The organism is Micromonospora sp. DT201 (genome assembly GCF_049841575.1).
Lineage (GTDB): Bacteria > Actinomycetota > Actinomycetes > Mycobacteriales > Micromonosporaceae > Micromonospora.
Genome location: NZ_JBNCKP010000009.1, coordinates 181,957 through 207,177 on the forward strand (window position 1 = coordinate 181,957; position 25,221 = coordinate 207,177).

A 25,221-nucleotide genomic window follows, 5' to 3' on the forward strand; every position below is an offset into this window, starting at 1 on the left:
CGCTCAGCCTGCTCGCGGTGCGGTCAGTCGTAACTGCCACCGCGCGCCCTGGCTGGTGAGCCGGACCACCGCCAACGGCTCCACGTCGACCTGCCGGTACGTCGCGATCGGCAGGTCGAGAGCGTGGACGATCGCGACCCGGATCACCAGCGGGTGGGTGACCGTGATGATTCGCTGGCCTCGCGCGCGCTGCCCGTCCAGCCAGCGACCCACCCGGTCCCGCACCGCCGCGACGGATTCGCCTCCATGAGGCGCGGAGTCCGGCGTGGACAGCCACTCGTGCAAGGCCTGCGGCTGTTCGACGGCGATCTCCTCGAACGACCGTCCGGTCCAGTCGCCGTAGTCACAGTCGGCCAACGCGGCGTCGATGGTGGGCCGCAGACCGAAGGCGTAGGCGGTCTGGGTGGCCGCTGCCGCTGGACTCGACAGGCACGCATCGTCGACGGACAAATGCCCGCGTCGGCCCGACTCGACGCGCGCCTGGGCGAGGGCGGCCCGCAGGCCGCCCTCGTCCAAGCCGTCGTCCGTCCCGCCGAAACGGGCCCGCCGCAGGGCGGTGGTGTGACCGTGGGCGACCAGCCGGAGGCTGGTGGGGGTCACGTGCTCGGAAGCGCGGCGGCAGCCCGACGACGCCGGTCCTGGTGCATCAGCGCCGCGAACAGCAGGCCGATCCCAGTCCAGAGCACCACCTGGGTGCCGAGAGAGGCGAGCCGGAAATCCCACAGCAGAGTTGCGGGGAAGTCGGCCGGAACCTCCTGGAAGGACGGCATCACCACGTAGGACACCACGGTGACCAGCAGGAACCCTGCGGCGGCCGCAGCGGCGCGCTGCCACGTCGGCGCCTCGTTGCCGACCGCCCGATAGCCCAGCGAGCCCGCCCACACCGCCACCAGGCCGAGCACCACCATCAGCAGATAGGTGACGGTGCGCTGGTTGATGGTGGCCGGGTCGCCAACGGCCGGGGGATTCGCCGGATACTTCAAAAACGGCACGATCACTGCGCCGAGCAGTGCCGCGCCGGCCAGCAGCAGGCCCGACCGGCCGTCGTCGTAGGTCCGACGTCGACGGGACAGCAGGACGTACGCCGTAGCCAGCAGGCCGCCCATCGCGGCGCCGAACAGGCCGGTGGCGAGGAACAGACCACCGCGCTGACCAGTCCGGCTGACCAGGGCGTCCTCGTGATCGTGCCCACCGGCTGCGGGCTCGGAATGCGCCGCCGCCGCTTCCTCGATGGCGATGGCCGCCTCGACCTGTGGTTCGCCGGCGACGTACGCGAACGTCCCCGCGATCAGGCCGGCGATCAGGCCGGCGAGCAGCCCACGGACGAGGACGGTGACGAACGGGGGAGCAGTGGTGGATGTCAGTGGCACGGGACGCCCAGCAGGTGCCGACCGTCGTGCATCAGCTCGTGCAGGTACATGCCACTGCGCGAGACCGCCCCCTGATCGAAGGCGACGAGGTAGGCAAGCAGGCTGAGCGCAACGACGGTCGCCAGGACGATCCACAAGAGACGAGTGGTGTCAGCGGGACGCACCATCGGCTGGCTGGAAGTAGAACTAGACATGAAACACGAACCTCCCCGGGGATGACGCGTCCCCATTGCAAGGCTGCGGACGACCGAGTGTCCTGGCTCGCGGGCCCAATGAGCTGGGAAACCGCTTACAGTGGCGCGACCGCGCCGGATTCAAACCGGCTTCCCTCGCGTCGCCGCAGATAGTGGGTCGACGGTATCGGTGCCGCCTCAGGCGGTCAACCCAGCCCGGCAAGCCCGGACCTGCGATGCGGATACTATCGACAAGGCTGGATGTTAAAGATACGATGCTTGATTGCGCTGACGCACACATCCCGCGACCCATGGGCGGCCTGTTACCGCTAACATGGGCAATCTGCCGGGTCGGGTCTGAAACACCGGGCCGACCCGGACATCTGACCAATGAGTGGGCGGGGTGTGGGGTGTACGTGAGCGTGCCAGGGCGTGTCCGATGACGACCAACGAGCCGGCGCTGGGACCGGACATCGTTGACGCGCACCATCACCTCTGGGTCCGGGCACGGCACCCGCAGCCCTGGATCGATCCGCACACCATGGCCGCGATCGACGATGATTTCACGCCTCTCGATCTCGCCCCGGCGGCCCAGGCTGCCGGCGTCACCCAGACCGTCGTCGTGCAGTCCGTCGCTTCCCGGACGGAGACGCCCGAGTTGCTGGGCATCGCGGCCGACGATCCCCTCATCGCCGGGGTCGTCGGCTGGGTCGACCTCACCGCTGACGACGTCGGCGTTCGCCTCGACCGACTTCGGGCGGCACGGGGCGGAGACTGGTTGGTCGGGATCCGCCACCTCGTCCAATCCGAACCTGACCCGGCGTACCTCGACCGCCCGGACGTCCGGCGGGGCATCGCCGCGGTCGGCGCGGCCGGCCTCGCCTTCGACCTGCTGGTGCGCGACCACCAACTGCCGGCGGCGACTCGGCTCGTCCGCGATCTGCCCCAGATGCGGTTCGTCCTGGACCACCTCGGCAAACCGTCGCTCGGGCACGCAGGCCTCGGCACCTGGCCCCGTGACCTGCGTGCGCTCGCTGCCGAGCCCAACACCACGGCGAAGCTCTCCGGCCTGGTGACCGAGGTGGACGGCCCGTCCTGGTCGACGGCCGATCTGCGGCCCGCCGTCGAGCACGCGCTCGACGTGTTCGGCCCGGACCGGCTGATGTTCGGCTCGGACTGGCCGGTGTGTCTGCTCGCCACCTCGTACACCCGCTGGGTCGACGCCCTCACCGACCTGCTGGACCCGCTCCGCGACGACGAGCGTGCGGCGATCTGGCGAGAGACCGCCCGTGGGGCGTACCAGTTGAAGGCGTCGTGACGCCGCGGGGGCGCGCGGCCTGACGGGTCGGAAGCCCTCCCGCGCCTGGGCCTGCCGATCGGCTGAAGGTTGCGCCCGTTTGATCAGACGTATGGCCCTCATGGATGGTTCGGATCTCGATCACAAAACATGCCCGAAAGACCTTGGCAACATGTGTCGATGCGTGGCAAGGTAACGCCTGATCGAGGGAAACATCCGACCTATCTTGTACGGGCGGTGCGGGCATGTCTCTTACGGGCGGTGCGGGCATGAGAGGTCCGACGATGACTACCGTCGAGGCGACCGCCGGCACGCAGCGCGGTGATCTCAGCGATTGGTTCCGGGAACGGATCTCCCATGCCGTCTCCGAGCTGACCGCCGCGACCGCGCTCGTCGTCCTGTTCATCGCGTTGACGATCGCCAGTCCCTACTTCCTGACGGCGGACAACCTCTTCAACATCGGGGCGCAGACCGCGGTGATCGCCATCATCGCCACGGCGCAGACGATGGTGATCATCACGAAGGGCATCGACCTGTCCGTGGGGTCGGTCGCCGCGCTTGCCGGCGTCGCGGGGGCGATGGTCGTCCGCGACCTCGGCTTCTCGCTCTGGGCGGCGACGGCCGTCGCGATCGGCGTCGGCGCGCTGGCCGGGCTGCTGAACGGCCTGCTGGTGACGGTGGCCCGGATTCCGCCGTTCATCGCGACGCTGGGGACGATGTCCGTGGGTCGCGGTCTCGTCTTCATCATCACCGGAGCGGTCGGCGTCTACGGCCTGCCCCGCTCCTTCCAACTGCTCGGCAACGGGGAGATCGTCGGCATTCCGTTCGCCGTGGTGATCACCGTCCTCGTCGCCGTCGGGGTTGCCTTCCTGCTCTCCCAGACGCGCTTCGGCCAGCACACCTACGCGATGGGCTCCAACCTGGAGGCGGCCCGCCGCTCCGGCATCGGGGTGCGGCGTCACCTGACCGGGGTGTACGTGCTGGCGGGTGTGCTGGTCGGGCTGGGCGGCATGATCGCCGCGTCCCGGGTCAACTCCGGCCAGCCGAACTACGGGATCTCGCTGGAGCTCGATGTCATCGCCGCCGCGGTCATCGGTGGTGCCAGCCTCTTCGGGGGCCAGGGCCGGATCGTGGGGACCATCATCGGTGCGTTCCTCATCGCCCTGGTGCGCAACGGCGCGGTCCTGCTCGACATCAGCATCCACTACCAGCAGGTGATCGTCGGCCTGATCATCTGGGCCGCCGTCTACTTCGACCAGTACCGCCGTCGGCGGCTGGAAGCACGGGGTTGACATGCCATTCCGAGAGTCCGAACGAGGAAGGAGACGCACCATGGCGCACACCACCACCAGCCGGCGGGCGCGACGGCCCATCCTGCGCGCACAGGCCATTCTGGCCGCTGCCGCGGCGACCGCTCTTCTCAGCGCCTGCGGCGGGGTCGACGTCCGCGACGGAGGCGACGGCGCGACCAAGGACGCGAGCGGTCCGTTGAAGCTCGCCGTCGTCCCGAAGGCTGTCGGGGCTGACTACTGGAACACGGTGAAGGCGGGCGCTGAGTGCGCCGCGCAGCGCGCGGGGGACGTCACCGTCCAGTGGGACGGGGTGACCACCGAGACCGATGTCGAGGGCCAGGTCAACCTGATCCAGAACTTCGTCACCAAGAAGGTCGACGGCATCGTCTACGCGGCGACGGACTCCAGTGCGCTGGCACCCGCCACAGACAAGGCGCTCGCCGCGGACATCCCGGTCGCGATGATCGACTCTGGCACCAGCCCGCAGCCGTCGAACGTGCCGCTGTTCGCCACCGACAACCGCGCGTCGGCGACCGAGGCCGCGAAGCTACTCGCCACCGAGCTTGGCCCCGGCAACCACGAGGTGGCACTTGTCGAGTTCCAGCCCGGATCGCAGACCAACACCGAGCGAGTCGACGGCTTCAAGGCCGGCCTCGCCCAGTTCCCCAATCTGAAGCTGGTCGGCCAGCAGCCCAGCCGCAGTGACGTCAACGAGGCACGACGCGTCACCGAGAACATCCTCACGGCCAACCCCAACCTCGCCGGCATCTTCGCGGCCAACGAGCCGAGCGTGCTCGGTGCCGCGCAGGCCATCCAGGCGGCGAACAAGTCGGGCAAGGTGGTCATCATCGGTTGGGACGCCGCCCCGGACGAGGTCGCCGGCCTGCGCAGCGGTCAGATCTCGGCGCTGGTCGTGCAGAACCCGTTCAAGATGGGCTACTTCGGCGTCGACAAGATGGTCAAGCATCTCCGGGACAAGGCTCCGCTGGCGTCGGCGGACACCGGCGTCACCTTCGTCACGAAGGAGAACATCGACACCGCGGAGATCAAGGCGGTGCTCGAACCGAGTTGCGCCAACCCCCCGGTGCAGTGATGGGCACCACCCCGACGGCCACCGCCGGCAGCGATCAGCAGTCGACTGCCGGCGAACCACCGGTCCTCGAAGCCCGTGGCATCGTCAAGCGATTCGGGCACGTCGAGGCGCTGCGCGGCGCCGACTTCACGGTCCACCGGGGTGAGGTCGTCGCGCTGATCGGCGACAACGGCGCCGGAAAGAGCACCCTGATCAAGACGCTGTCCGGCGTGCACCCGCCCGACGAGGGCGAGATCCGGGTGGGCGGCCTTCCCGTCCAGTTCTCCACCCCGCTGGACGCGCGCCGCGCGGGGGTGGAGACCGTCTACCAGGATCTCGCCGTCGCCGACGACCTCAGCGTGGCCGCCAACCTGTATCTCGGGCGGGAGATCCTGCGCTCCGGGCCGCTCGGTCGGCTGGGGCTGCTCGACAAGCGCGCCATGCGGCAGGGTGCTGCCGCGGCCCTCGACGAGCTGGGCGTCCGGATCCCCCGGGTCAGCACCCCGATCGCGATGCTGTCCGGTGGGCAGCGGCAGTGCGTCGCGGTGGCTCGCGCCATCATCTGGGCGACCAGCGTGGTCATCCTCGACGAGCCCACCGCGGCGCTCGGCGTGATCCAGACTCAGCGGGTGCTCGACGTCGTCCGACGCGCCCGCGACGCCGGTATGTCGGTGGTGCTGGTGAGCCACAACATGCCTCAGGTGCTCGAGATCGCCGACCGGGTCGAGGTGCTGCGCCTCGGCCAGCGGGCGGCCCGGCTCCGCGCGGACGAGGTCACCACCGACGACCTGGTCGCGGCGATGACCGGAAGCACCAGCGTGGAACGGGACGAGCGCTGACGGAGGCTCAGAACCGTGCCGGCTCGGCGCCCGCGTCACCGTCGTCGGGTAGACCGTGCAACGACTCCTCCACCCCGATCAGGTGGTTGGCCATCCGGATGCGGGCCCGCTCCGGGTCGCGTGCCCGCAGGGCCTTCAGAATTGCGGCATGTTCGTCATGGGTACGCCGGTCCGCGCCCTCCTCGTGCAGGCTCCGCCAGAGCCGCCCGCGTAGGGTGCGCCCGGCGAAGGCCTCGATCAGGCCGACGAGCACCGGGTTCTCGGCGTGCACGGCGATGATCCGGTGGAAGGCAATGTCGATCTCCATGATCCGCTCGTGGTCCTGCGGTGACTGGCCGGCGATTCGGGCTGCCTCGTCGAGCAGCTCCCCGGCCTGAGCGAGAGCCTCGTCGGTGATCTTGGTCGCCGCCAACCGGGCGGCCTCGCACTCCAGCAGCCGCCGGACGGTGTGGATGTGCCGTGGGTCGCCCTGGCCCTGGAAGTCCACCACGAAGCCCATCGGGGCCAGCAGCTGCGGCGCGTCGAGGTTGGTGACGTAGGTGCCGTCACCCTGACGGATGTTGACGATGCCGAGGATCGACAGGGCCGACATCCCCTCGCGCAGCGATCCCCGCGAGACACCGAGCGACTCGGCGAGGTCCTTCTCGATGGGCAGCCGGTCCCCGGGCTTGAACCTTCCTTCGAGGATCATCCGCTTGATGCCGTTCACCACCTCGTCGGTGCGCGACATGACACCTCCTAGCGGCCGGCGGGGGTGGCCGTCCCACCCGCGATCACGTACGGCTCCGGAGATGACACGGTAGTCGGCTGGGCCGCGGCCCAGTAACCGCCGTCGGGGAACCGGTAGAGCGCGACCGATTCGGGGCGCATCTGCGTCGAGTAGCCGGGCTGGCTGGGCAGGACGTAGCCGCTGCCCGAGCCCGTGTCCCGGACGATGCACGGGTCGGTGAAGTGCTCGTGCAGGTGGTCGACGAACTCGGTGACACGGTCGGTGAGGTCCCCCGAGATCGAGACGTAGTCGAGCACCGACACGTGTTGGACCATTTCGCACAGCCCGACACCGCCAGCGTGGGGGCACACCGGGACGTCGAACTTCGCGGCGAGGAGCAGCACGGCGACGATCTCGTTGATGCTGGCCAGCCTGCCGGTGTCCAGTTGGCAGAAGTCGATGGCCTCGGCCTGGAACAGCTGCTTGAACATCACCCGGTTGTGGCAGTGTTCGCCGGTGGCGACTCCGATGGGAGCGACGGCGCGGCGGACGGCGGCGTGGCCCAGGATGTCGTCCGGGCTGGTCGGCTCCTCGATCCACAGTGGCTCGAACTGGGCGAGGGCCTTGACCCACTCGATGGCCTGTCCGACGTCCCACACCTGATTGGCGTCGATCATCAGGTTGCGGTGCGGCCCGAGGATCTCCCGGGCGATCCCGCACCGGCGGATGTCGTCGTCGAGGTTGGCGCCCACCTTGAGCTTGACATAGCCGTAGCCGGAGTCCACCGCCTCCTGACACAGCCGGCGAAGCTTGTCGTCGCCGTAGCCGAGCCAGCCGGCCGAGGTGGTGTAGGCGGGGTAGCCGGTCCGGTCGAGCTCGGCGAGACGGTCAGCCTTCGTGCTCTCCTTGGCGCGCAGGATGGCCAGTGCCTCGTCCCGGGTGAGCGCGTCGGACAGGTAGCGCAGGTCCGCGATGTCGACGAGTTGCTCGGGGGACATGTCGACGAGCAGCCGCCACAGCGGCTTTGCGGCGACCCGGGCGACCAGGTCCCACGACGCGTTCAGCACGGCGGCCAGCGACAGGTGGACGACGCCCTTCTCCGGCCCGAGCCACCGTATTTGGGAGTCCGAGGTGAGGAGGCGGTAGACCGCGCCCATGTCGGCTGCCATCGTCGCGACGTCCAGACCCACGAGGCGCTGGGCCTGATGGACAGCCGCCGCGACGACGATGTCGTTGCCTCGACCGATGGTGAAGGTCAGGCCGTGGCCCGCGAGCGGCGCACCCACGCTGTCGACGCCGTCGGTGTGCAGGACGACGTAGGCCGCCGAGTAGTCGCCGTCCTTGTTCATGGCGTCGGAGCCGTCAGCGGTCAGAGAGGTGGGGAAGCGGACGTCCTCGACGGTGACGGCAGTGATCTGCGGCATGCGCTCCTCGCCCGACTAGGCCAAACATCAGATGATCATCTGGAGTATACGGATGGGTGATCCGGCGAGTCAACGACGTCGATGACCCATCAACAGCGGAAATCTAATGCTTTCCCTGCTGGGCTAGGCGTCGGGTCCGTTGCGTCCATCGACTCGATACATCACACCTTTGTGAATTGTCGACACCTGCTCAGAGCCTCGTTGGTGTGGGCATCGGTTGCCGTGCATCGGGCCAGGGCTGGGCATGGCCGTCGAGGTTGGTGATGGTCGTCACCAGGCCGGCCACCGACACGCCCGGGACCGACATGTGGGGTGTGACAACGGCAGCGTCCCTATATATGGTGTCGAGCGCAGCTGGTTCGGCCGTTCATCCCGAGCGGTTGAGGCAAGAGGGAACCCGGTGAAAATCCGGGACTGTCCCGCAGCGGTGAGTGGGAACGACCGCCGTCATCAGCACTGGGCCACCAATCGGTCTGGGAAGCGACGGCCAGTAGGAGACCGGTGAACCCGGTCGCGCCCGCGAGTCCGAAGACCTGCCAGCGCGCCGCGTACCCGCACCCGGGTAGGCGGTGGTCCGAGGCCGCGTGGGACGGCTGACGCCACCCGACTCCACGCCTGCATGGCGTGGCGTCCGCCGGTGTCTGTCTCCACGCGTTCGAGGGCCATCAGGTCTCGAACTCGCGAGGAGTGAGTGGTGACAGTCACCGAGGTAGTCCCGGCCAGCGGCGACGCGGCCCTGCGGCGGACGCCGATGCAGGTCCGCAAGCGCAACGGCACCACCGAGCCCGTGGAACTGAACAAGATCGTCCGGGCGGTCGAGCGGTGGGCCGACGACCTGACCGACGTCGACCCGATGCGTGTCGCCACCCGCACGATCAGCGGCCTGTACGACGGCGCGACGACGGCAGAGCTGGACCGACTGTCCATCCAGACCGCGGCCGAGATGATCGGTGAGGAACCGCAGTACTCGCGCCTCGCCGCCCGGCTCCTGTCCGGCTACGCCGACAAGGAGGTGCGTCGGCAGGGCATCACCTCGTTCAGCGGGGCGATCCGGACCGGCCACGCCGAGGGACTGATCGGTGACGACACCGCCGCGTTCGTCGCCGCACACGCCGCGATGCTCGACGACGCCGTCGATCCGGACGGGGACCGGAGGTTCGAGTACTTCGGCCTGCGCACGGTGTACGACCGGTACCTGCTGCGCCACCCCACCAGCCGGCTGGTGCTGGAGACCCCGCAGTACTGGCTGCTGCGGGTGGCCTGCGGGCTGTCCCAGACACCGGACGAGGCGATCGACTTCTACCGACTGATGTCCAGCCTGGCTTATCTGCCCAGCTCACCGACGTTGTTCAACTCCGGGACCCGACACACCCAGATGTCCTCCTGCTATCTGGTCGACTCCCCGCTCGACGAGTTGGACTCGATCTACAAGCGGTACGCCCAGGTCGCCAACCTGTCCAAGTTCGCCGGCGGCATCGGCATCGCGTACTCCCGGGTCCGGTCCCGGGGGGCACTGATCCGCGGCACGAACGGGCAGTCCAACGGGATCGTGCCGTGGCTGCGCACGCTGGACGCGAGCGTCGCCGCGGTCAACCAGGGCGGCCGGCGCAAGGGCGCGGCGTGCGTCTACCTGGAGCCGTGGCACCCGGACATCGAGGAGTTCCTGCAACTGCGGGACAACACCGGCGAGGACGCCCGGCGCACCCACAACCTGAACCTGGCCAACTGGGTCCCGGACGAGTTCATGCGCCGGGTCGAGGCCGACGAGATGTGGTCGCTGTTCGACCCGCACGAGGTGCCCGAGCTGCCCGACCTGTGGGGGGAGCGCTTCGACGCCGCGTACCGGGAGGCCGAGGCGCAGGGTCGCTACGTGCGGCAGGTCCCGGCGCGGGACTTGTACGGGAAGATGATGCGGACCCTCGCCCAGACCGGCAACGGCTGGATGACCTTCAAGGACGCCGCCAACCGACTGTGCAACCAGACCGCCGAAGAAGGCAACGTGGTGCACCTGTCCAATCTCTGCACCGAGATCATCGAGGTGTCCAGTGACGCCGAGACCGCCGTCTGCAACCTCGGTTCGGTGAACCTCGCCGCCCACCTCACCGACGACGGCATCGACTGGGAGCGGCTGCGCGCCACGGTCCGCACCGCCGTGACCTTCCTCGACCGGGTCATCGACATCAACTACTACCCGACTCCGCAGGCGGCGGCGAGCAACCCCCGCTGGCGGCCGGTCGGGCTCGGCCTGATGGGCCTGCAGGACGTGTTCTTCGCACTGCGGCTGCCGTTCGACTCCCCGGTCGCGCGGGAGTTGTCCACCCGGATCAGCGAGGAGCTGTACCTGACCGCGCTGGAGACCTCCGCCGACCTGGCGCGCCGCTTCGGCGCGCATCCGGCGTACGGGCAGACCCGGGCCGCGCGGGGTCAGTTGCAGCCCGACCTGTGGGGCGTCGAGGGTACGCAGACCGCGCGCTGGGCCGTGTTGCGGGAGCGGGTCGAGGCGTACGGGCTGCGCAACTCGCTGCTGGTGGCGGTCGCCCCGACCGCGACCATCGCCTCGATCGCCGGGTGCTACGAGTGCATCGAGCCGCAGGTGTCCAACCTGTTCAAGCGCGAGACCCTGTCGGGGGAGTTCCTCCAGGTCAACACCGCTCTGGTACGCGAGCTGAAGGCCCGCGGTCTGTGGACCGACCGGATCCGGTCGGCGATCAAGCGGGCCGAGGGGTCGGTGCAGGACATTGCTGAGTTGCCGGCCGGCGTCCGGGAGTTGTTCCGCACCGCGTGGGAGCTGCCGCAGCGGGCGCTGATCGACCTGGCCGCCGCCCGTGCCCCGTTCATCGACCAGTCCCAGTCGCTCAACCTGTTCCTGGCCGCACCGACGATCGGCAAGCTCTCCTCGATGTACCTGTACGCCTGGAAGGCCGGGCTGAAGTCCACCTACTACCTGCGCTCGCGCCCCGCCACGCGGATCCAACAGGCCACCGTCGGTGTTGTCGCCCCGCCGGCGACCGACGCGGAGGCGCTGGCCTGCTCGCTGGAGAACCCCGAGTCGTGCGAGGCCTGCCAGTGACCACCGCCGAGCCCATCGCCGACACCGCCGACACGAGGACCACGCACATGCTGCTCGACCCCGGGATGGACCTCACCCTCCGCCCCATGCGCTACCCGCACTTCTTCGACCGGTTCCGCGACGCCATCCGCAACACCTGGACGGTCGAGGAGGTCGACCTGCACGCCGACCTCGCCGACCTCGACAAGCTGTCGCCGGCCGAGCGGCACCTGGTCAGCCGGCTGGTGGCGTTCTTCGCCACCGGCGACACGATCGTCGCGAACAACCTGGTGCTCAACCTCTACCAGCACGTCAACAGCCCCGAGGGTCGCCTCTATCTGTCTCGGCAGCTGTTCGAGGAGGCAGTGCACGTCCAGTTCTACCTCAACCTGCTCGACACGTACGTGCCGGACGAGACCGAGCGCTTCGAGGCGTTCGCGGCCATCGAGAACATCCCCTCGATCCGCCGTAAGGCCGAGTTCTGCTTCCGCTGGATCGACTCGCTGAACGACCTGCGGGAGCTGCGGACCCGAGACGACCGGCGGACGTTCCTGCTCAATCTGATCTGTTTCGCCGCCTGCATCGAGGGCCTGTTCTTCTACGGCGCGTTCGCGTACGTCTACTTCCTGCGCTCCCGTGGCCTGCTGCACGGGTTGGCCTCCGGCACCAACTGGGTGTTCCGCGACGAGTCCATGCACATGGCGTTCGCGTTCGACGTCGTCGACACCGTCCGCGGCGAGGAGCCGGACCTGTTCGACGACGACCTCGCCGACCAGGTTCGGCAGATGCTCACCGAGGCTGTCGAGTGTGAGGTGCAGTTCGCCGAGGACCTGTTGGGCCACGGCGTGCCCGGCCTGACGTTGACCGACATGCGGGAGTACCTCCAGCATGTCGCCGACCGCCGCCTCGCCCAGCTCGGCATCGCGCCGCACTACGGGTCGAGCAACCCGTTCGCCTTCATGGAGTTGCAGGACGTGCAGGAGCTGTCCAACTTCTTCGAGCGGCGGGTGTCGGCGTACCAGGTCGGGGTGACCGGCACGGTCGCCTTCGACGACGACTTCTAGGCGGCGACCTCGGCCCACGCGGTGCCTACGAGCAATGACCCTTCCCCGCGATCTTGCACTTTCGGTTGCTGATATGTGCGCAATGCTCTCTTATGTCGCGACAGGAACTGCAAGATCGCGGGGAAGGGGCGCGGTCAGCTCTGGGCTTCTGCGACGTAGACACCTTTGCCTGGATGGCCGTCGACCAACTGAGCAGTGCGGCGAGTTCGACGACGACTTCTAGGCGGCCACCGATCCGGATGCCGGGCGTCGCTTGGTGAGCCACCGCATCACGTGCAGAGGATGCGACGCCGGGTCCGGAATCGGGTGGAAGACGTGTTCGACCTCGCCGTCGGCGATGATCAGGGTCAGCCGCTCGTAGAGCGTCATGTCACCTGCGGTGCGGGTCGGCAGACGCAGTGCGTCGGCCAGGGTCAGCCTCGGGTCGGGGATCAGCGGGTAGGGCAGCCGCAGCCGGTGCGCGAGTTCACGCTGATAGCCGGTCGACTGCGCGGACAGGCCGTACACCCGGGCAGCGCCGGCCGCGCGGAGTTCCGCGTGGTGGTCGCGGAACCAGGCGGCCTGCTCGGTGCTGCCGCGCGCGCCGTGGATCTCCAGCAGCCCGTTGGGCAGGTCGACGCCCGGCCGTCCGGTCAGGGGGTAGACGAAGATGACGCTTCGCCCGGCGCCGAGCGCGCCGAGGTCGACCGGACGGCCATCGGTGCCGTAGAAGGACAGAGACGGCAATCTGGTGCCGATCAGCGCGGCCGGATCCGCGTCGACTGCGTGACCGCCGGGTACGACCTGAGTCGCGGCCGCGTCGAGGCGGGCGTCCAGCGCGTCCCGCTGGGCGGTCAACTTGCCGATCCGTTCCTGCAGGTTGGTGATGGTGCTGCGGTACGTGGCCACTGCTGCCGCACACACGTCGGAGTCGTCGGAACCATCGGCGATCGACTCCACGAACGGGCGGGTCTCCTCGACGGTGAGGCCGAGCGCCATCAGCTCGCGAATCTGTGCCACCAGCCGCACGGCGATCGCGTCGTACTCGCGGTAGCCGTTGCCCAGCCGCCGCGGCACGACCAGCCCGACCGATTCGTAGTACCGCAGTGCCCGGACCGTGGTCCCGGTCCGACGTGCCAACTCACCCACTCGCATCCTGCGACCCTAAACCCGCACCCTGGGGTACGGGTCAACGTGTTCATCGTCGCGGTGCCACGGCCGCCGTTTCCTGCCAGTCTGGTTTCGAAAAGGCATCCTGAGCAGGGAGTGTGTGATGACGGCAATCAGTCGGGTGCGCGGTCGGCAGATCCTCGACAGCAGGGGGAACCCGACCGTGGAGGCGGATGTGGTTCTCACGGACGGATCGGTCGGCCGGGCCGCCGTTCCGTCCGGCGCGTCGACGGGGGCGAACGAGGCGATCGAGCTGCGCGACGGAGATCGGACGCGCTTTCACGGCAAGGGCGTCGGTACGGCTGTCGCCGCTGTCAACGGCGAGATCGCCGATGCGGTGCTCGGCCTCGACGCGGAGGACCAGGCGCTGATCGACGAGACGATGATCGCCCTCGATGGTTCGAAGAACAAGGGCCGATTGGGCGCGAACGCGATCCTGGCGGTCTCCCTGGCGACTGCGAAGGCGGCGGCGCTGGCTCACCGGCAGCCGCTCTACCGCTACGTCGGTGGCGTCGGCGCCCGCCTGCTGCCGGTGCCGATGATGAACATCATCAATGGTGGCGCGCACGCCGACAATCCGCTCGACTTCCAGGAATTCATGATCGCCCCGGTCGGAGCGCAGACCTTCACCGAGGCGGTCCGGATGGGCTCGGAGGTCTTTCACACTCTGAAGGCGTCCCTGGCCGCCGCCGGTCACAACACCAGTGTCGGTGACGAGGGCGGCTTCGCGCCGAACTTCACGGGCGCCGACGAGGCACTGCGGTTCGTGGTGCGCGCCATCGAGGACACCGGCTACGAGCCCGGGACCGACATGCTGATCTGCCTCGACCCGGCCAGCTCGGAGTTCTTCCGCGAGGGCGTCTACGACTACGTCGGCGAGGGACGCAAGCGCACCGTCGAGGAGCACATCGACTACCTGCTCGACCTGGTGGCCCGGTACCCGATCAGCTCGATCGAGGACCCGATGGCGGAGGATGACTTCGATGGCTGGAAGCGACTGACCGCGTTGGCGGGGGAGCGCGTGCAGTTGGTCGGCGACGACGTCTTCTGCACCGATGTCGACCGGTTGCGCGACGGGATCGACGGCGGTTACGCCAATGCCATCCTGGTCAAGGTCAACCAGATCGGCACGCTCACCGAGACCCTCGCGACGGTGGACGCCGCCCACAAGGCGGGCTACCGGGTGGTGATGTCGCACCGATCCGGCGAGACCGAGGACACCACCATCGCCGACCTGGCCGTGGGTGTCGGCTGCGGCCAGATCAAGACCGGCTCGCTGTCGCGCTCCGACCGCACCGCCAAGTACAACCAGCTCATCCGCATCGAGGAGGAGCTCGGCGACCGCGCCATCTACGCCGGGAGTCGTTGAGGACACCCGGGCGCGCGGTGCGCCCCCACACGTCAGGTGGTGGGGCTCAACTCGGTGAGGAGTTTCTCCACCCGGGTGCGGATCTCGTCGCGGATCGGGCGGACGGCCTCGACGCCCTTGCCGGCGGGGTCCTCCAGCTGCCAGTCCTCGTAGCGCTTGCCGGGAAAGACCGGGCAGGCGTCACCGCAGCCCATCGTCACGATGACGTCGGAGGACTCCGCGGCCGCGTACTCCAGGAGCTTGGGGGTCTGGTCGGTGATGTCGATGCCGACTTCCCGCATGGCCGCCACTGCGGCGGGGTTGACCGTCTCGGCCGGCGCGGAGCCGGCCGAGCGGACCTCGACGGTGTCGCCGGCGAGGTGGCGTAGCCAGCCGGCGGCCATCTGGGAACGGCCGGCGTTGTGGACGCAGACGAACAGGACGCTGGGCTTGTCGCTCATGGTGATGTCTCTCAATCAAGCGGTGGTGAAGAACCGGCGACGCGCCCACAGGGAGACGTAGACGAGCCCGACGAGGACGGGCACTTCGATCAGTGGGCCGACGACCCCGGCGAGGGCTTGGCCGGAGGCGACGCCGAAGGTGCCGATCGCAACGGCGATGGCGAGTTCGAAGTTGTTGCCGGCGGCGGTGAAGGCGAGGGTGGTGGTGCGCTCGTAGCCCAGGCCGATGGCCCGGCCGAGGGTGTACGAGCCCGCCCACATCAGCGCGAAGTACACCAGCAGGGGCAGGGCGATGCGGACGACGTCCAGGGGGCGGCTGGTGATGGCGTCGCCCTGCAGGGCGAACAGGATCACGATGGTGAACAGCAGCCCGTAGAGAGCGGCGGGGCCGATCCTGGGCAGGAGGCGGGCCTCGTACCAGGCGCGGCCCTTGGCACGCTCGCCGAGACGGCGGGTGAGATAGCCGGCGAGCAGCGGGATGCCGAGGAAGATGAGCACGTTGCGGGCGATGTCCCAGGCCGAGATCGACAACTCTGCGCCGGACAGGCCCAGCCACTGCGGGAGCACGGAGAGGTAGAACCAGCCGAGCAGACCGAAGGCGACGACCTGGAAGACGGAGTTGAGCGCGACCAGGACGGCGGCGGCCTCCCGGTCGCCGCAGGCGAGGTCGTTCCAGATGATGACCATGGCGATGCAGCGGGCGAGGCCGACGATGATCAGGCCGGTGCGGTACGCGGGCTGGTCGGCCAGGAAGATCCAGGCCAGGGCGAACATCACCGCGGGGCCGACGAGCCAGTTGAGGACCAGCGAGGAGATCAGGAGTCGGCGGTCGCCGGTGACGGTGTCGAGCCGGTCGTAGCGAACCTTCGCCAACACCGGGTACATCATGATCAGCAGCCCGACCGCGATCGGCAGCGAGATCCCGCCGATCGTCACCGAGTCGAGCGCGCTGTTCAGGCCGGGGATCAGCCGGCCGAGGAGCAGCCCGGCAACCATCGCCAGCCCGATCCAGACTGGTAGGAACTGGTCGAGTCGGGAGAGGCGACCGACCACGGCACTCTCCGGCGAATCGCTCCGGATTGTGGTGCTCATGCGGCCGGCGCGACGGTGAGCAGGGCGGCGAGCTGGCGCAGGAGGGTCGGTCGGGCGCGGTAGTAGACCCAGGTGCCTCGGCGCTCGGCGTCGACGAGGCCCGCTTCGCGCAGCGTCCTGAGGTGGTGCGAGATGGTCGGACCGGTCAGGTCGAACGCGGGGGTCAGGTCGCAGACGCAGATCTCGCCGCTCTCGGCGGAGGCGATCATCGACATCAGTTGCAGCCGCACCGGGTCGCCGAGGGCCTTGAACGCGGACGCAAGCACCGCCGCGGCCTCGGCCGGCACCCGCCGATCGGCCAGAGAGGGGCAGCAGGACAGGTCCGGTGCCGCTTGATTAGACATTGCTCTAGGTTGACATTTATCTAAGCAGCATGCAACTGTCTGTTTCGACGGACGTCGAGTCAGGCGTCTGACGTCTTCCGGGAGGGAACCCTCTGATGGTCGACATCACCGTGCGTCCCATGGTCACCACCGACGCCGGCCGAGTCCTGGCGATCTACCAGGCTGGCCTGGACGCCGGCAACGCCAGCTTCGAGATCACCGCGCCGACCTGGGCGGCCTTCGACGCGGCGCGGCTGACCGCGCACCGCTTCGTGGCTGTCGACCGTGACGGCAGCGTCCTCGGCTGGATCGCCGTCTCGCCGACCTCGACCCGCGCGGTGTACGCCGGTGTGGTCGAACACTCCGTCTACGTGGACCCGGCTGCCCAGGGTCGCGGCGTCGCCCGGCTGCTGCTCGACGCGCTGATCGCCTCGACCGAGGCAGCCGGCATCTGGACGATCCAGTCGGGGATCTTCCCGGAGAACACCGCCAGCCTGACGCTGCACCAGCGAACCGGGTTCCGCGTCATCGGCGTACGCGAGCGGGTTGGTCGCCACCACGACCGCTGGCGCGACGTCGTCCTGCTCGAGCGACGCAGTCGCGTCATCACCTGACCGATCCTGGCCCGGAGACCGGGCCTCCGCCCACCTCTTTGCTTCGACAGTCTTCTAGATAGAGGAGTTGTGTGATGATTGCCCTGGACGAGCTTCCTGTCGTGGTGATTGGCGCAGGCCCGACCGGTCTCGCCGCGGCCGCGCACCTGCACGAGCGCGGCCTGACCTTCGCCGTCCTCGAAGCCGGCGACACCCCGGGTGCCGCCGTACGGCAGTGGGGGCACGTGCGCGTCTTCTCACCGTGGCGTTTCAACATCGACCCGGCCGCCCGCCGGCTCCTCGACGAGGCCGGCTGGGTCGCCCCCGATCCGGAGGCCCTGCCGACCGGCGCGGAACTGGTGGGCGACTACCTCCAGCCCCTCGCGGAGTTGCCGCAGCTCAAGCCGCACGTGCGGTACGGGGCACGCGTCGAGGCGATCAGTCGCCTCGGCCTCGACCGGCTGCGCACCGCCGGACGCGACACCGCACCGTTCCTGCTCCGCCTCGCCGACGGCGACGAACTGTTCGCCCGTGCCGTCATCGACGCCTCCGGCACCTGGCGTACGCCGAACGTCCTTGGTGCCTCCGGCCTGCCCGCGTGGGGTGAGGCGGACGCGACGAGGTACCTGGAGCACGCGCTGCCGGACGTGCTCGGTGTCGACCGGGACCGGTTCGTCGGCCGACACACCCTGGTCGTGGGCGCCGGCCACTCGGCTGCGAACACACTGCTGTCCCTGGCGGAACTGGCCGAAACCACACCGGGTACCGAGGTGACCTGGGCGATTCGGACCGCCTCGCCGGCGCGTACCTACGGGGGCGGGGACGCCGACGCGTTGCCCGCCCGCGGGGCCCTGGGCTCACGGCTGCGTGCGCACGTGGACGCCGGACGGATCCGGCTGCTCACCGGTTTCTCCGTGCATGCGCTCACCCCGGCCGACGACCGGGTACGCGTGGTCGTGCGGCACGCCGACGGCACCGACGAGTCGGTCACCGTCGACCGGGTTGTCGCTGCCACCGGTTTCCGCCCCGACCACTCCATCGCCGCTGAGCTGCGTCTGGACCTGGACCCGATCCTGGGCGCCACCCGTGCTCTGGCCCCGCTGATCGACCCCAACGAGCATTCCTGTGGCACCGTTCCGCCGCACGGTGTGGACGAACTGGCCCACCCGGAGAGCGGCTACTACGCCGTCGGCATGAAGGCCTATGGTCGGGCGCCGACGTTCCTCATGGCCACCGGCTACGAGCAGGTCCGCTCCGTCGTCGCCGCCCTCGCCGGGGACTGGGTGGCCGCTCGTGACGTCCAGCTCGACCTGCCCGCAACCGGCGTGTGCAACAGCAACGCCGGCTCGGCGAGCGGCGACGACTGCTGCGGGCCGGCGCCGACCGCCGTGTCGGCCGGACGTGGTCTCGCCACCGGTATTTCCGGCGGGCTGCTGTCCGCGCCGGTCAGCCTCGCCGCCGCGCCCGCCGACGGGCAGCTTGGCGGCTGTTGCGCCAGCTGATCACCGACGGTCCCCGTCACCTGCCCGGTCGGCGATCGCCGTCAGCGCCGGTCGGCGCAGGCGACACACGTACGCGCCGACGGGCGGGCGACGAGCCGCTCGGCGGGAATCGGACGGGAGCACCGTTCGCACACGCCGTAGCTGCCGTCGTCGACCCGTTGCAGTGCGACGTCCAGCTCGGCCAGGCGTCGGCGGGCCGCGTCCAGGACGGCGGTGAGCTGTGCGCGTTCGAAGGCGATCGTGCTGCCCTCGGGGTCGTGTTCGTCGTCGGCGTTGGACGCCCGGGAGGCCTCGAAAAGGCTCCGGAGGTCGCCGTCCAGGGCGGTGGCCTGAGTTTCGGTCTGCTCGCGCAGCCGCAGTAGTTCCTGACGGATCGCGCTGGAATCCCGGTTCATGGCCGTTCCACCGTACTGCGGGATGACGGTGGTCACAGCACTGGCATTCCGAGACGACTGGTCATATTGTGGTGTCTGTCAGCCAGCCGGAACCCCGGGCGAGAGGAGTGCCACGAGATGCCACGACCGAAGTCGCAAGCCTCCGTCGGGACCAGGCAACGGCTGTCCGATGCCGCGTTGGACCTGTTCCACCTGCGCGGCTACAACGGGACGAGCGTCCAGGACATCGTGGCCGCAGCCGGGGCCCCCAAGGGAACCTTCTACAACCACTTCGCCAGCAAGGAAGACCTCGCCCTCGACTCGGTGGCGAGATACTCCGTGGCGATGAGGCTGGAGATGCTCGACGAGAAGCAGGGTGGCACGCCGCTTGAGCGGATCACCAACCATCTCCGCTTCATCACGGGCCTCAGCGACACCATGGGTGACCGTGGTTGCCTGCTCGGCAACTTCGCCACCGAGATCCCGGCACACAGCGGCGTTCTGCGCGACGCGGTCGACGCCGGCTTCGGTCGCTGGGTCGCCGCTCTCGCGGTGGCAATCGAGCAGGCGCGCTCTGCCGGTGAGCTGCACGGAAACGAACCCGCCCGGGAACTCGCCGGCTTCGTCGTCTCCAGCTACGAGGGTGCGGCAGCGCGGGCGAAGGCGTCCGGTAATCCGGCGGCCGTCCAGGAGTTCTTCGCGATCACCACGGCGCGGATCCTTACGTGATCCGCGCCGTCTCCAACCCGTAATGATGTGCGTTGTCTCGTATGTCACGACGTGCATTCGTTATGAGACGACCGGTCGTACGCATGCGACCGGGCAACCATCACCCCAGAGGAGTGAGACATGAGCACGTACCTGATCAACCACCTGCGTATCCCGGGTGGAGTGCCGACCGAGGAGTCCCTGCGCTACCTGGAGCAGGTGGAGGCCACCACCAAGCCGTACGGCGCGAAGTGGCTCGTCCTGGACGCCCAGGTGCAGGTCATCGAGGGCTCCTGGGAGGGCTCGGCGGTCCTGATCGAGTTCCCGGACGCGGAGACCGCGAAGACCTGGTACAACTCCGCCGAGTACCAGGCGATCCTGCCGCTGCGCGTCAACCACACCATCAACGACCTGATCCTGGTGGACTCCGTCAGCCCCGACTTCACGGTGGCCGGCTACGCGCAGAAGATCCGTACCCTGCTCGGTCAGTGACCAGCGCTCGCTGAGCTGCCACACCTGGGGCCCCCGCGCACGCCAACGGCCTGCGCGGGGGCGCTCACATGAAGTTGCGGGTGTGCAGGGCGGACAGCGCCGCGGCCTCATCGGGCCGGAAACCCAGCCGTACCAGTCGGCGCTGGCGGCCCTGGTCCATCGCGTGTTGCAGAGCCTGCACCCGGTCGAAGCCGGCGGACACGTCGTCGGGGTGCCAGCCGCCCGCCGCGAGCACCACCAGCGCGTCGAAGACGTCCGCGTTGAGGCCCGCGGTGTCGACGAGCGCGTCGTGGCGGCGGTGGATTGCCGCCCGCAGCCGATCCCGCAGCAGCGGGTCGAGCTGCGCCTGATGCTCCAGGTGTGCCATGCCGAACACCACGTGCCGGCGCTCGTCCTGCATGGCGAGCCAACAAACTCGGCGCGTCACCGGGTCCGGGGCAAACTGGTGCAGGAACGACAGCAGATCGACGAAGCTGCCCTCACCGAGCACCGAGAGCAGAAACGAGGCAAGCGCGAAGTCGGACTCCGCGACGAGCGTGAAGAGTGACTGCCGGCCGCCCGCTGACGATGTGCCCAGCTCGGCGCCCCGCAGCAGCGCCCGCCGGCTGAACACTTCCATGTGCCGCGCCTCGTCGGCCATCTGCACGGCGAGAAGCTGCACCACCTCCCGGAAGTGCGGGTGGATGCGCCCCACGAAACGGGCCGGCACGACGAGCGCGGCCTGCTCGTTCTCGACCAGGTAGGTCATCACCTGCACCACCGCGGCCTCGACATCGGCCGGCAGCGCGAACGGGTCGTCCCACGGCACCGCGGTCTGCGGATCCCACTGTCGCGCGGCCGCCTGCGCGTACAGGTGCGGAGCGACATCGGCCCACACCAGGTCGCGATCGTCCAGGTCGAACCGGGCCTCGGGACCACCGGCTTCGAGCAACGCGCCCCGGGCGCCGAGCCCCCATCGTGCTGGCGGACGGCTGCTCAGTGCCGACGGAAGGGCCGGCCCAGCCCGCTCCGCGCCGAACCAGCGGTCGTCATCCGCCGTACCCCGCACGACCACGGCGACCCGCTCGCTGCGGTCGCCCGGGTCCGGCCATTCGACCCGATGCCCCCGGCCACGACACCACGCGGGCAGGTGCACCGGCAGCGCCGGGTCGCGGCCGGAAACCGCCAACCGGCCTCCGGGCGGCAGACCTGCCAGAGCACGTTGTACGAGAAGATGCGCTCCCCGGCCGAAGCCGAGGTCGCCGAGGTGGACCTCGACGTCGGCGGCCGGTGCCGCGCTCACGGCCGATAGTCCGTGGCCGTCACCCGCCCGTCGGGGGAGAAGAACCCGCTGTCGTCGACCGCCCTGGCGAGGAGGTCATACCCCGTGGTGCGGCCGTCCTTCCAGGCCGTCAGCCCCTCCAGGTCGAGCAGCGGGCGCACCTGCGGATCGGCGTACGACATGCCGAGCAGGAGCGTGCCGAAGAGCCGTACCCCGGCGGACTCCGGCTCGCGGACCGTCATGTTGCAGTGGTCGTACCGGGCGGTCTGCGCGATGATCCGGGTGCCCTCGGGTGGCAGCGTGCCTTCCTTGACGAACGCCAGGTGGTTGGCGTCGATCATGCAGGCGGCGTCGACCTCCCCGGCCACCAGGGCGCGGGCGGCGTCGCGCTCACCGCCGATGTGGTCGCCGTGCAGACCGACGCCGACGTCGAACCGGCGCACGTCGACCTCGACCCCGGCGGCCGCGAGGTGACCCAGCGGAATCAGCGTCGCCTGTGGACTGTCGACCGCGCCGACGGCGACCAGCATCCCTGCCAGGCTTGCGATATGGCGCACCGGCGAGTCGGCGCGAACCACCACGATCGAGGTGAGGTCCTGGTCGGTGTCACGCATCGTGAGCGCGCGCACGGCCGTGCCGTTGGCAGCCGCCAGTCGCTCGGCCCGTAGCCAGGCCAGGGGTGAGTTCCACGCCGCGTCGATCCGCCCGGCGACGAGGTCCTCGACCTGCCGCTCGTAGTGTGAGTAGAGGACGAAGTCGAAGTCCAGGCCTCGCCCGCGCAGCCAGGCGCGGAAGCCCTCCCAGATGGTCACCACCTTGGGGTCGTACGCCACTGCGCCCATCAGGACGGTTGGCGCCGCCATCAGCGGTTGGCCTCGTCGAGCAGGGGCAGCCCGGTGGCGACTCGACCGACGAAGTCGTGAAGGGCGTCGGTGGTCGGTGCCATCACCCGCGCTGCGCGCGAGTCGCGGAAGCGGCGCTCAAGGCCCAGCTCCTTGCGGAACGCGCTGCCGCCGCAGAGCTGCATCGCGCCATCGGTGACGTCTGCGACCGTTTCGCCGGCAAGCGCCTTGACCTGCAGCACCCGCAGCATCGCGTCGGCGCGGCCGGTCTCCAGCGCGGTGAGGGTGTCGCCCAGGAAGGCGCGCAGGGCGTCGGTGCGGATCATCAGCCGGGCGAGGTCGCGTCGTGTGACGGGCGCGTCGCGAAGGGCGGCCCCGGTGTGCGCGAGCGTCGTCCCGGTGAGGTGCCGGCCGGCCTCGGCGACCGCGCTGTCGGCGAGACCGAGACAGAACGCGCCGTTGAGCACCAGGAACCAGGGGAGGACCGCGCCGAGCGCGGTGTCGAGCCCGGCACCGTCGGCGGCCATCATCGCCGCCGACGGGACGGTGAGCCCGTCGGCGGTCATCGGCCGGGAGCCGTTGCCGCGCAGGCCGAGCCCGTCGAAATCGCCGACCACGCTCAGGCCGGCGCTACCGGCAGGAACGAGCCACAGCGTCATCGGACCAGCGTCGCCCGACAGCGGGAGGCTCGACCAGACGTAGCTGTCGGCCTCGCCGGCCGAGGTGACCCAGCTCTTGCGGGCGTCCAGGCGGATGCTGCCGTCGTCGGTGGCGCTCGCGGTGCCGGTCGGCGACCAGAAGTGGCTGCGCGAGCCGTACTCGGAGAACGCCAACGTGGTGAGATGACCGCCGGTGGCGATGGCCGTGCGGACCTCGCGCGGCCCGTGCGCCTCGATCACGGCGGTCGCCGCATAGTGCATGAGCACCACCATCGCCGTGGACCCACACTCAGCAGCCAGCCGCTCGATGACCTCGGCGACTGCCCGCATGCCCTGGCCGCCGCCGCCGATTTCGGTCGAGGAGGCCAGACCGAGCAGGCCGGCCGCGGCGAGAGCGTCGACACCCGGGCGGGGGAAGGCTCCTTCCCGGTCGACGTTCGCCGCCTGTGGGCGGATCACCTCGTCGATCACCGTGCCGAGCCGGTCGGAGACGCCGATGTCGGATTGGGCATTGTCGACAGTTGTCGTCATGATGGTGTCCCTTCGGCCAGCGCGGGTGGGACCGCCGTCGAGACTATCCGAACTGGAGGACGCTGCGCGAGGGTCGGATCACCGTCTGGTACGGGTGCCGTCCCGGTGCGGCCGTCCGTGCCCGTCCTCGCGGTCGATCCGCAGCTCCCGCTCCAACTCGGCGATGACCGCCCGCAGGTCGTCCAGCCGTTGGGTGATCGCGATACGGTCCACCTCGTCCGGTACGCCGTCGCCGTCCTCGTCGTAGCCGGGGGCCAGTCGCTCGGTCATCTCCAAGCGGCGTGCCTCCTCCATCGAGTTGACGATGACCGCGATGAGGATGTTGAGCAGCAGGTTGACGGTGATGAGCACGTAACTGACGTAGTAGAGCAGCGTCCACGGTGAGATCGCCATGCCCTGCTCGATGAGGTCTGGAAGCGTCTCCAGCGACAACAGCACGAACAACGTCAGCAGGGATCGGCCGATGTCGCCGTACTCTTCCGGATACCTGCTGCCGAAGATCAGCCAGCCGGCCATGCCGTACACGTAGAGCGTGACCACGGCCAGGGCGAGGAAGCCGGTGACGCCCGGCAGGCTGCGCCACAGCGCGGAGACGATGGTCCGCAGACCCGGCGAGAACCGCACCAACCGGACCATGCGAGCGACCCGTACGACGCGCAGCAGCGCCGGGTCGCCGTGCAGGCCCGGTATGAAGATCGCCGCGATCACCACGAAGTCGAAGACGTTCCAGCCGTGCCGGAAGAAGTCCTGCGGACGCTTGCCGTAGGCCGCCAGTCGGACGCCGATCTCGACGACGAAGACGGCGCGGAAGAACAGCTCCAGCCAGTGCAGTGCCGCGCCCGCCCGAATCAGGCCGTCGTACGTCTCCAGGCCGAGGACGACCCCGTTGGCGAGGATGACCACGACGATGACGATTTCGAAGGGCCGCGACCCGGCGAGCTGCGCGCAGCGAGCAGCCCATCCGGATCGATGGTGTGCGGACGGCGCCGGCTCGCCTCGTTGGGCGGGCACGGGGCTGGCGGGCATGCCCGCCAGCCTAGCCAAGATCAATGATCGGGGGCGACCGCTCGACTCGAGGGCTGCGTCGCAGTCGCCCCGGTGGACGGCTCGTCCGACGATGGCATGAATCCGAGGACGGTGCAGGTCATCGTCTTAATCAAGCGTTGAGGCGCGTTCTGGCGTCCCGTGCGGGGCGTTCAGGCCGGACTCCAGTAGTCGACGAAGCTGACTGGGAGGCTGGATGCCTGACACTGGACCCCCTCCGTTGATCACCAACGAGGGGACGCCGGTGACGCCGTGGGCGACCGCATGACGCCGATCGGCTCGGACGTCTTGGGCGTAGTCGTCGCCGGCCAGGACAGCGCGGACCTCGGCGTCAGCGAGTCCCGCATCGCCGCCGAGGCGGCGCAGAACCTTCGGGTCAGCAACGTTGAGCCCGTCGGCGTGGTAAGCACGCAGCACCTGTTCCACCATCTGCTCCGCTCGTCCTCGGTCGGCGGCGAGGTGGCACAGTCGGTGCGCGTCGAAGGTTGACCGGCCGAGCCCGACGCAGGTCGATCGACAGGCCTTCCGCAGCGCCCAGAGCCTCAATTGTGGC

General features: G+C 69.4%; 26 protein-coding genes and 2 riboswitches. Of the genes, 11 read left to right on the top strand and 15 right to left on the bottom strand.

Translation table 11 applies throughout. The features are described 5' to 3' along the window. Positions 1-3: 3 nt before the first annotated feature. Genes ACLQ28_RS17545 through ACLQ28_RS17555 form a run of 3 tightly spaced genes read right to left on the bottom strand, consistent with a single transcriptional unit; the run spans position 4 to position 1,564 of the window. Positions 4-600 (bottom strand): histidine phosphatase family protein, encoded by a 597-nt coding sequence (locus tag ACLQ28_RS17545; RefSeq protein ID WP_425687340.1) that lies wholly within the window; start codon positions 598-600, stop codon positions 4-6. Further along, the gene (locus tag ACLQ28_RS17550; protein WP_425687341.1) at positions 597-1,370 is read right to left on the bottom strand and encodes a CbtA family protein; all 774 of its coding nucleotides are present in this window, start codon (positions 1,368-1,370) and stop codon (positions 597-599) included. Before ACLQ28_RS17550 ends, ACLQ28_RS17545 begins: the two co-directional genes overlap by 4 nt. After that, the gene (locus ACLQ28_RS17555; RefSeq protein ID WP_425687342.1) at positions 1,361-1,564 is read right to left on the bottom strand and encodes a CbtB domain-containing protein; all 204 of its coding nucleotides are present in this window, start codon (positions 1,562-1,564) and stop codon (positions 1,361-1,363) included. The genes ACLQ28_RS17550 and ACLQ28_RS17555 overlap by 10 nt, the downstream gene beginning before the upstream one ends. A 33-nt stretch (positions 1,565-1,597) precedes the next feature. Beyond that, a riboswitch (cobalamin riboswitch) is annotated at positions 1,598-1,750 on the bottom strand. Positions 1,751-1,982: 232 nt separating this feature from the next. On the opposite strand from ACLQ28_RS17555, the gene ACLQ28_RS17560 reads away from it, so the two are divergent. The 4 genes from ACLQ28_RS17560 to ACLQ28_RS17575 all read left to right on the top strand — a co-directional run bounded on the left by ACLQ28_RS17560 (position 1,983) and on the right by ACLQ28_RS17575 (position 6,043). Next, positions 1,983-2,861, top strand: a complete 879-nt coding sequence (locus tag ACLQ28_RS17560; protein ID WP_425687343.1) for an amidohydrolase family protein — start codon at positions 1,983-1,985, stop codon at positions 2,859-2,861. Positions 2,862-3,124: 263 nt separating this feature from the next. Further along, positions 3,125-4,132 (top strand): ABC transporter permease, encoded by a 1,008-nt coding sequence (locus ACLQ28_RS17565; RefSeq protein WP_425687344.1) that lies wholly within the window; start codon positions 3,125-3,127, stop codon positions 4,130-4,132. A gap of 40 nt (positions 4,133-4,172) precedes the next feature. Next, the gene (locus tag ACLQ28_RS17570; protein WP_425687345.1) at positions 4,173-5,225 is read left to right on the top strand and encodes an ABC transporter substrate-binding protein; all 1,053 of its coding nucleotides are present in this window, start codon (positions 4,173-4,175) and stop codon (positions 5,223-5,225) included. After that, entirely contained in the window at positions 5,225-6,043 is an 819-nt protein-coding gene (locus tag ACLQ28_RS17575; protein ID WP_425687346.1) for an ATP-binding cassette domain-containing protein, read from the top strand. Before ACLQ28_RS17570 ends, ACLQ28_RS17575 begins: the two co-directional genes overlap by 1 nt. Before the next feature lie 7 nt (positions 6,044-6,050). Here the strand turns inward: ACLQ28_RS17575 and ACLQ28_RS17580 are convergent, their stop codons facing one another. Both ACLQ28_RS17580 and ACLQ28_RS17585 read right to left on the bottom strand, forming a co-directional pair. Then, positions 6,051-6,773 (bottom strand): FadR/GntR family transcriptional regulator, encoded by a 723-nt coding sequence (locus tag ACLQ28_RS17580; RefSeq protein ID WP_425687347.1) that lies wholly within the window; start codon positions 6,771-6,773, stop codon positions 6,051-6,053. Positions 6,774-6,781: 8 nt separating this feature from the next. Beyond that, entirely contained in the window at positions 6,782-8,176 is a 1,395-nt protein-coding gene (locus ACLQ28_RS17585) for an enolase C-terminal domain-like protein (protein WP_425687348.1), read from the bottom strand. 338 nt (positions 8,177-8,514) lie between these two features. Next, positions 8,515-8,731, top strand: a riboswitch (cobalamin riboswitch). Positions 8,732-8,927: 196 nt separating this feature from the next. Between ACLQ28_RS17585 and ACLQ28_RS17590 the strand changes: the two genes are divergently transcribed. Both ACLQ28_RS17590 and ACLQ28_RS17595 read left to right on the top strand, forming a co-directional pair. Next, positions 8,928-11,246: a ribonucleoside-diphosphate reductase subunit alpha gene (locus tag ACLQ28_RS17590; protein WP_425687409.1), complete on the top strand. Its 2,319-nt coding sequence runs from the start codon at positions 8,928-8,930 to the stop codon at positions 11,244-11,246. 47 nt (positions 11,247-11,293) lie between these two features. Then, positions 11,294-12,289 (top strand): ribonucleotide-diphosphate reductase subunit beta, encoded by a 996-nt coding sequence (locus ACLQ28_RS17595; RefSeq protein ID WP_425687410.1) that lies wholly within the window; start codon positions 11,294-11,296, stop codon positions 12,287-12,289. A gap of 219 nt (positions 12,290-12,508) precedes the next feature. Here the strand turns inward: ACLQ28_RS17595 and ACLQ28_RS17600 are convergent, their stop codons facing one another. Further along, entirely contained in the window at positions 12,509-13,423 is a 915-nt protein-coding gene (locus ACLQ28_RS17600) for a MerR family transcriptional regulator (RefSeq protein WP_425687349.1), read from the bottom strand. Between the two features lie 118 nt (positions 13,424-13,541). Here ACLQ28_RS17600 and eno point away from each other — a divergent pair, with 118 nt between their 5' ends. Further along, entirely contained in the window at positions 13,542-14,807 is a 1,266-nt protein-coding gene (eno, locus tag ACLQ28_RS17605) for a phosphopyruvate hydratase (RefSeq protein WP_425687350.1), read from the top strand. A gap of 32 nt (positions 14,808-14,839) precedes the next feature. On the opposite strand, the gene ACLQ28_RS17610 is transcribed toward eno, so the two are convergent. Genes ACLQ28_RS17610 through ACLQ28_RS17620 form a run of 3 tightly spaced genes read right to left on the bottom strand, consistent with a single transcriptional unit; the run spans position 14,840 to position 16,683 of the window. Then, positions 14,840-15,247 carry an arsenate reductase ArsC gene (locus ACLQ28_RS17610; RefSeq protein ID WP_425687351.1) on the bottom strand — a complete coding sequence of 136 codons (408 nt, stop codon included), beginning with the start codon at positions 15,245-15,247 and terminating at the stop codon, positions 14,840-14,842. A 15-nt stretch (positions 15,248-15,262) separates the two neighbouring features. After that, positions 15,263-16,339, bottom strand: a complete 1,077-nt coding sequence (gene arsB / locus ACLQ28_RS17615) for an ACR3 family arsenite efflux transporter (protein WP_425687352.1) — start codon at positions 16,337-16,339, stop codon at positions 15,263-15,265. After that, on the bottom strand, positions 16,336-16,683 hold the full coding sequence (locus ACLQ28_RS17620; protein ID WP_425687353.1) for an ArsR/SmtB family transcription factor: 348 nt from the start codon (positions 16,681-16,683) through the stop codon (positions 16,336-16,338). Before ACLQ28_RS17620 ends, arsB begins: the two co-directional genes overlap by 4 nt. A gap of 95 nt (positions 16,684-16,778) precedes the next feature. On the opposite strand from ACLQ28_RS17620, the gene ACLQ28_RS17625 reads away from it, so the two are divergent. Both ACLQ28_RS17625 and ACLQ28_RS17630 read left to right on the top strand, forming a co-directional pair. After that, on the top strand, positions 16,779-17,276 hold the full coding sequence (locus ACLQ28_RS17625) for a GNAT family N-acetyltransferase (RefSeq protein WP_425687354.1): 498 nt from the start codon (positions 16,779-16,781) through the stop codon (positions 17,274-17,276). 74 nt (positions 17,277-17,350) lie between these two features. Further along, entirely contained in the window at positions 17,351-18,757 is a 1,407-nt protein-coding gene (locus ACLQ28_RS17630; protein ID WP_425687355.1) for an FAD-dependent oxidoreductase, read from the top strand. A 41-nt stretch (positions 18,758-18,798) separates the two neighbouring features. Here the strand turns inward: ACLQ28_RS17630 and ACLQ28_RS17635 are convergent, their stop codons facing one another. Beyond that, a complete protein-coding gene (locus ACLQ28_RS17635) occupies positions 18,799-19,152 on the bottom strand; it encodes a TraR/DksA family transcriptional regulator (RefSeq protein WP_425687356.1) in 354 nt (117 codons plus the stop codon). 117 nt (positions 19,153-19,269) lie between these two features. Here ACLQ28_RS17635 and ACLQ28_RS17640 point away from each other — a divergent pair, with 117 nt between their 5' ends. Continuing rightward, positions 19,270-19,860 (top strand): TetR/AcrR family transcriptional regulator, encoded by a 591-nt coding sequence (locus ACLQ28_RS17640; RefSeq protein WP_425687357.1) that lies wholly within the window; start codon positions 19,270-19,272, stop codon positions 19,858-19,860. A 120-nt stretch (positions 19,861-19,980) separates the two neighbouring features. Next, positions 19,981-20,331: a DUF1330 domain-containing protein gene (locus ACLQ28_RS17645; RefSeq protein WP_110562332.1), complete on the top strand. Its 351-nt coding sequence runs from the start codon at positions 19,981-19,983 to the stop codon at positions 20,329-20,331. Positions 20,332-20,395: 64 nt separating this feature from the next. Here ACLQ28_RS17645 and ACLQ28_RS17650 read toward each other — a convergent pair whose 3' ends face one another. The 5 genes from ACLQ28_RS17650 to ACLQ28_RS17670 form a co-directional block, all read right to left on the bottom strand. Next, complete coding sequence (locus tag ACLQ28_RS17650) at positions 20,396-21,613, bottom strand: ferritin-like domain-containing protein (RefSeq protein WP_425687358.1); 1,218 nt, start codon at positions 21,611-21,613, stop codon at positions 20,396-20,398. Beyond that, on the bottom strand, positions 21,610-22,455 hold the full coding sequence (locus tag ACLQ28_RS17655; RefSeq protein ID WP_425687359.1) for a phosphate/phosphite/phosphonate ABC transporter substrate-binding protein: 846 nt from the start codon (positions 22,453-22,455) through the stop codon (positions 21,610-21,612). Before ACLQ28_RS17655 ends, ACLQ28_RS17650 begins: the two co-directional genes overlap by 4 nt. After that, on the bottom strand, positions 22,455-23,624 hold the full coding sequence (locus tag ACLQ28_RS17660) for an acyl-CoA dehydrogenase family protein (RefSeq protein ID WP_425687360.1): 1,170 nt from the start codon (positions 23,622-23,624) through the stop codon (positions 22,455-22,457). Before ACLQ28_RS17660 ends, ACLQ28_RS17655 begins: the two co-directional genes overlap by 1 nt. Before the next feature lie 78 nt (positions 23,625-23,702). Then, entirely contained in the window at positions 23,703-24,650 is a 948-nt protein-coding gene (locus tag ACLQ28_RS17665; RefSeq protein ID WP_425687361.1) for an ion transporter, read from the bottom strand. 126 nt (positions 24,651-24,776) lie between these two features. Further along, the gene (locus ACLQ28_RS17670; protein WP_425687362.1) at positions 24,777-25,214 is read right to left on the bottom strand and encodes a DsbA family oxidoreductase; all 438 of its coding nucleotides are present in this window, start codon (positions 25,212-25,214) and stop codon (positions 24,777-24,779) included. Between the last annotated feature and the right edge of the window lie 7 nt (positions 25,215-25,221).

Bases quoted from the DNA above. Each gene is read 5' to 3' on its own strand.
- ACLQ28_RS17555 (WP_425687342.1), bottom strand. From the start codon at position 1,564: ATGTCTAGTTCTACTTCCAGCCAGCCGATGGTGCGTCCCGCTGACACC.
- ACLQ28_RS17630 (WP_425687355.1), top strand. From the start codon at position 17,351: ATGATTGCCCTGGACGAGCTTCCTGTCGTGGTGATTGGCGCAGGCCCG.
- ACLQ28_RS17585 (WP_425687348.1), bottom strand. From the start codon at position 8,176: ATGCCGCAGATCACTGCCGTCACCGTCGAGGACGTCCGCTTCCCCACC.
- ACLQ28_RS17640 (WP_425687357.1), top strand. From the start codon at position 19,270: ATGCCACGACCGAAGTCGCAAGCCTCCGTCGGGACCAGGCAACGGCTG.
- ACLQ28_RS17565 (WP_425687344.1), top strand. From the start codon at position 3,125: ATGACTACCGTCGAGGCGACCGCCGGCACGCAGCGCGGTGATCTCAGC.
- ACLQ28_RS17590 (WP_425687409.1), top strand. From the start codon at position 8,928: ATGCAGGTCCGCAAGCGCAACGGCACCACCGAGCCCGTGGAACTGAAC.
- ACLQ28_RS17620 (WP_425687353.1), bottom strand. From the start codon at position 16,683: ATGTCTAATCAAGCGGCACCGGACCTGTCCTGCTGCCCCTCTCTGGCC.
- ACLQ28_RS17595 (WP_425687410.1), top strand. From the start codon at position 11,294: ATGCTGCTCGACCCCGGGATGGACCTCACCCTCCGCCCCATGCGCTAC.
- ACLQ28_RS17635 (WP_425687356.1), bottom strand. From the start codon at position 19,152: ATGAACCGGGATTCCAGCGCGATCCGTCAGGAACTACTGCGGCTGCGC.
- ACLQ28_RS17570 (WP_425687345.1), top strand. From the start codon at position 4,173: ATGGCGCACACCACCACCAGCCGGCGGGCGCGACGGCCCATCCTGCGC.
- ACLQ28_RS17645 (WP_110562332.1), top strand. From the start codon at position 19,981: ATGAGCACGTACCTGATCAACCACCTGCGTATCCCGGGTGGAGTGCCG.
- ACLQ28_RS17580 (WP_425687347.1), bottom strand. From the start codon at position 6,773: ATGTCGCGCACCGACGAGGTGGTGAACGGCATCAAGCGGATGATCCTC.
- ACLQ28_RS17655 (WP_425687359.1), bottom strand. From the start codon at position 22,455: ATGGCGGCGCCAACCGTCCTGATGGGCGCAGTGGCGTACGACCCCAAG.
- ACLQ28_RS17575 (WP_425687346.1), top strand. From the start codon at position 5,225: ATGGGCACCACCCCGACGGCCACCGCCGGCAGCGATCAGCAGTCGACT.
- ACLQ28_RS17665 (WP_425687361.1), bottom strand. From the start codon at position 24,650: ATGCCCGCCAGCCCCGTGCCCGCCCAACGAGGCGAGCCGGCGCCGTCC.
- ACLQ28_RS17600 (WP_425687349.1), bottom strand. From the start codon at position 13,423: ATGCGAGTGGGTGAGTTGGCACGTCGGACCGGGACCACGGTCCGGGCA.
- ACLQ28_RS17560 (WP_425687343.1), top strand. From the start codon at position 1,983: ATGACGACCAACGAGCCGGCGCTGGGACCGGACATCGTTGACGCGCAC.
- ACLQ28_RS17625 (WP_425687354.1), top strand. From the start codon at position 16,779: ATGGTCGACATCACCGTGCGTCCCATGGTCACCACCGACGCCGGCCGA.
- eno (WP_425687350.1), top strand. From the start codon at position 13,542: ATGACGGCAATCAGTCGGGTGCGCGGTCGGCAGATCCTCGACAGCAGG.
- ACLQ28_RS17610 (WP_425687351.1), bottom strand. From the start codon at position 15,247: ATGAGCGACAAGCCCAGCGTCCTGTTCGTCTGCGTCCACAACGCCGGC.
- ACLQ28_RS17660 (WP_425687360.1), bottom strand. From the start codon at position 23,624: ATGACGACAACTGTCGACAATGCCCAATCCGACATCGGCGTCTCCGAC.
- arsB (WP_425687352.1), bottom strand. From the start codon at position 16,339: ATGAGCACCACAATCCGGAGCGATTCGCCGGAGAGTGCCGTGGTCGGT.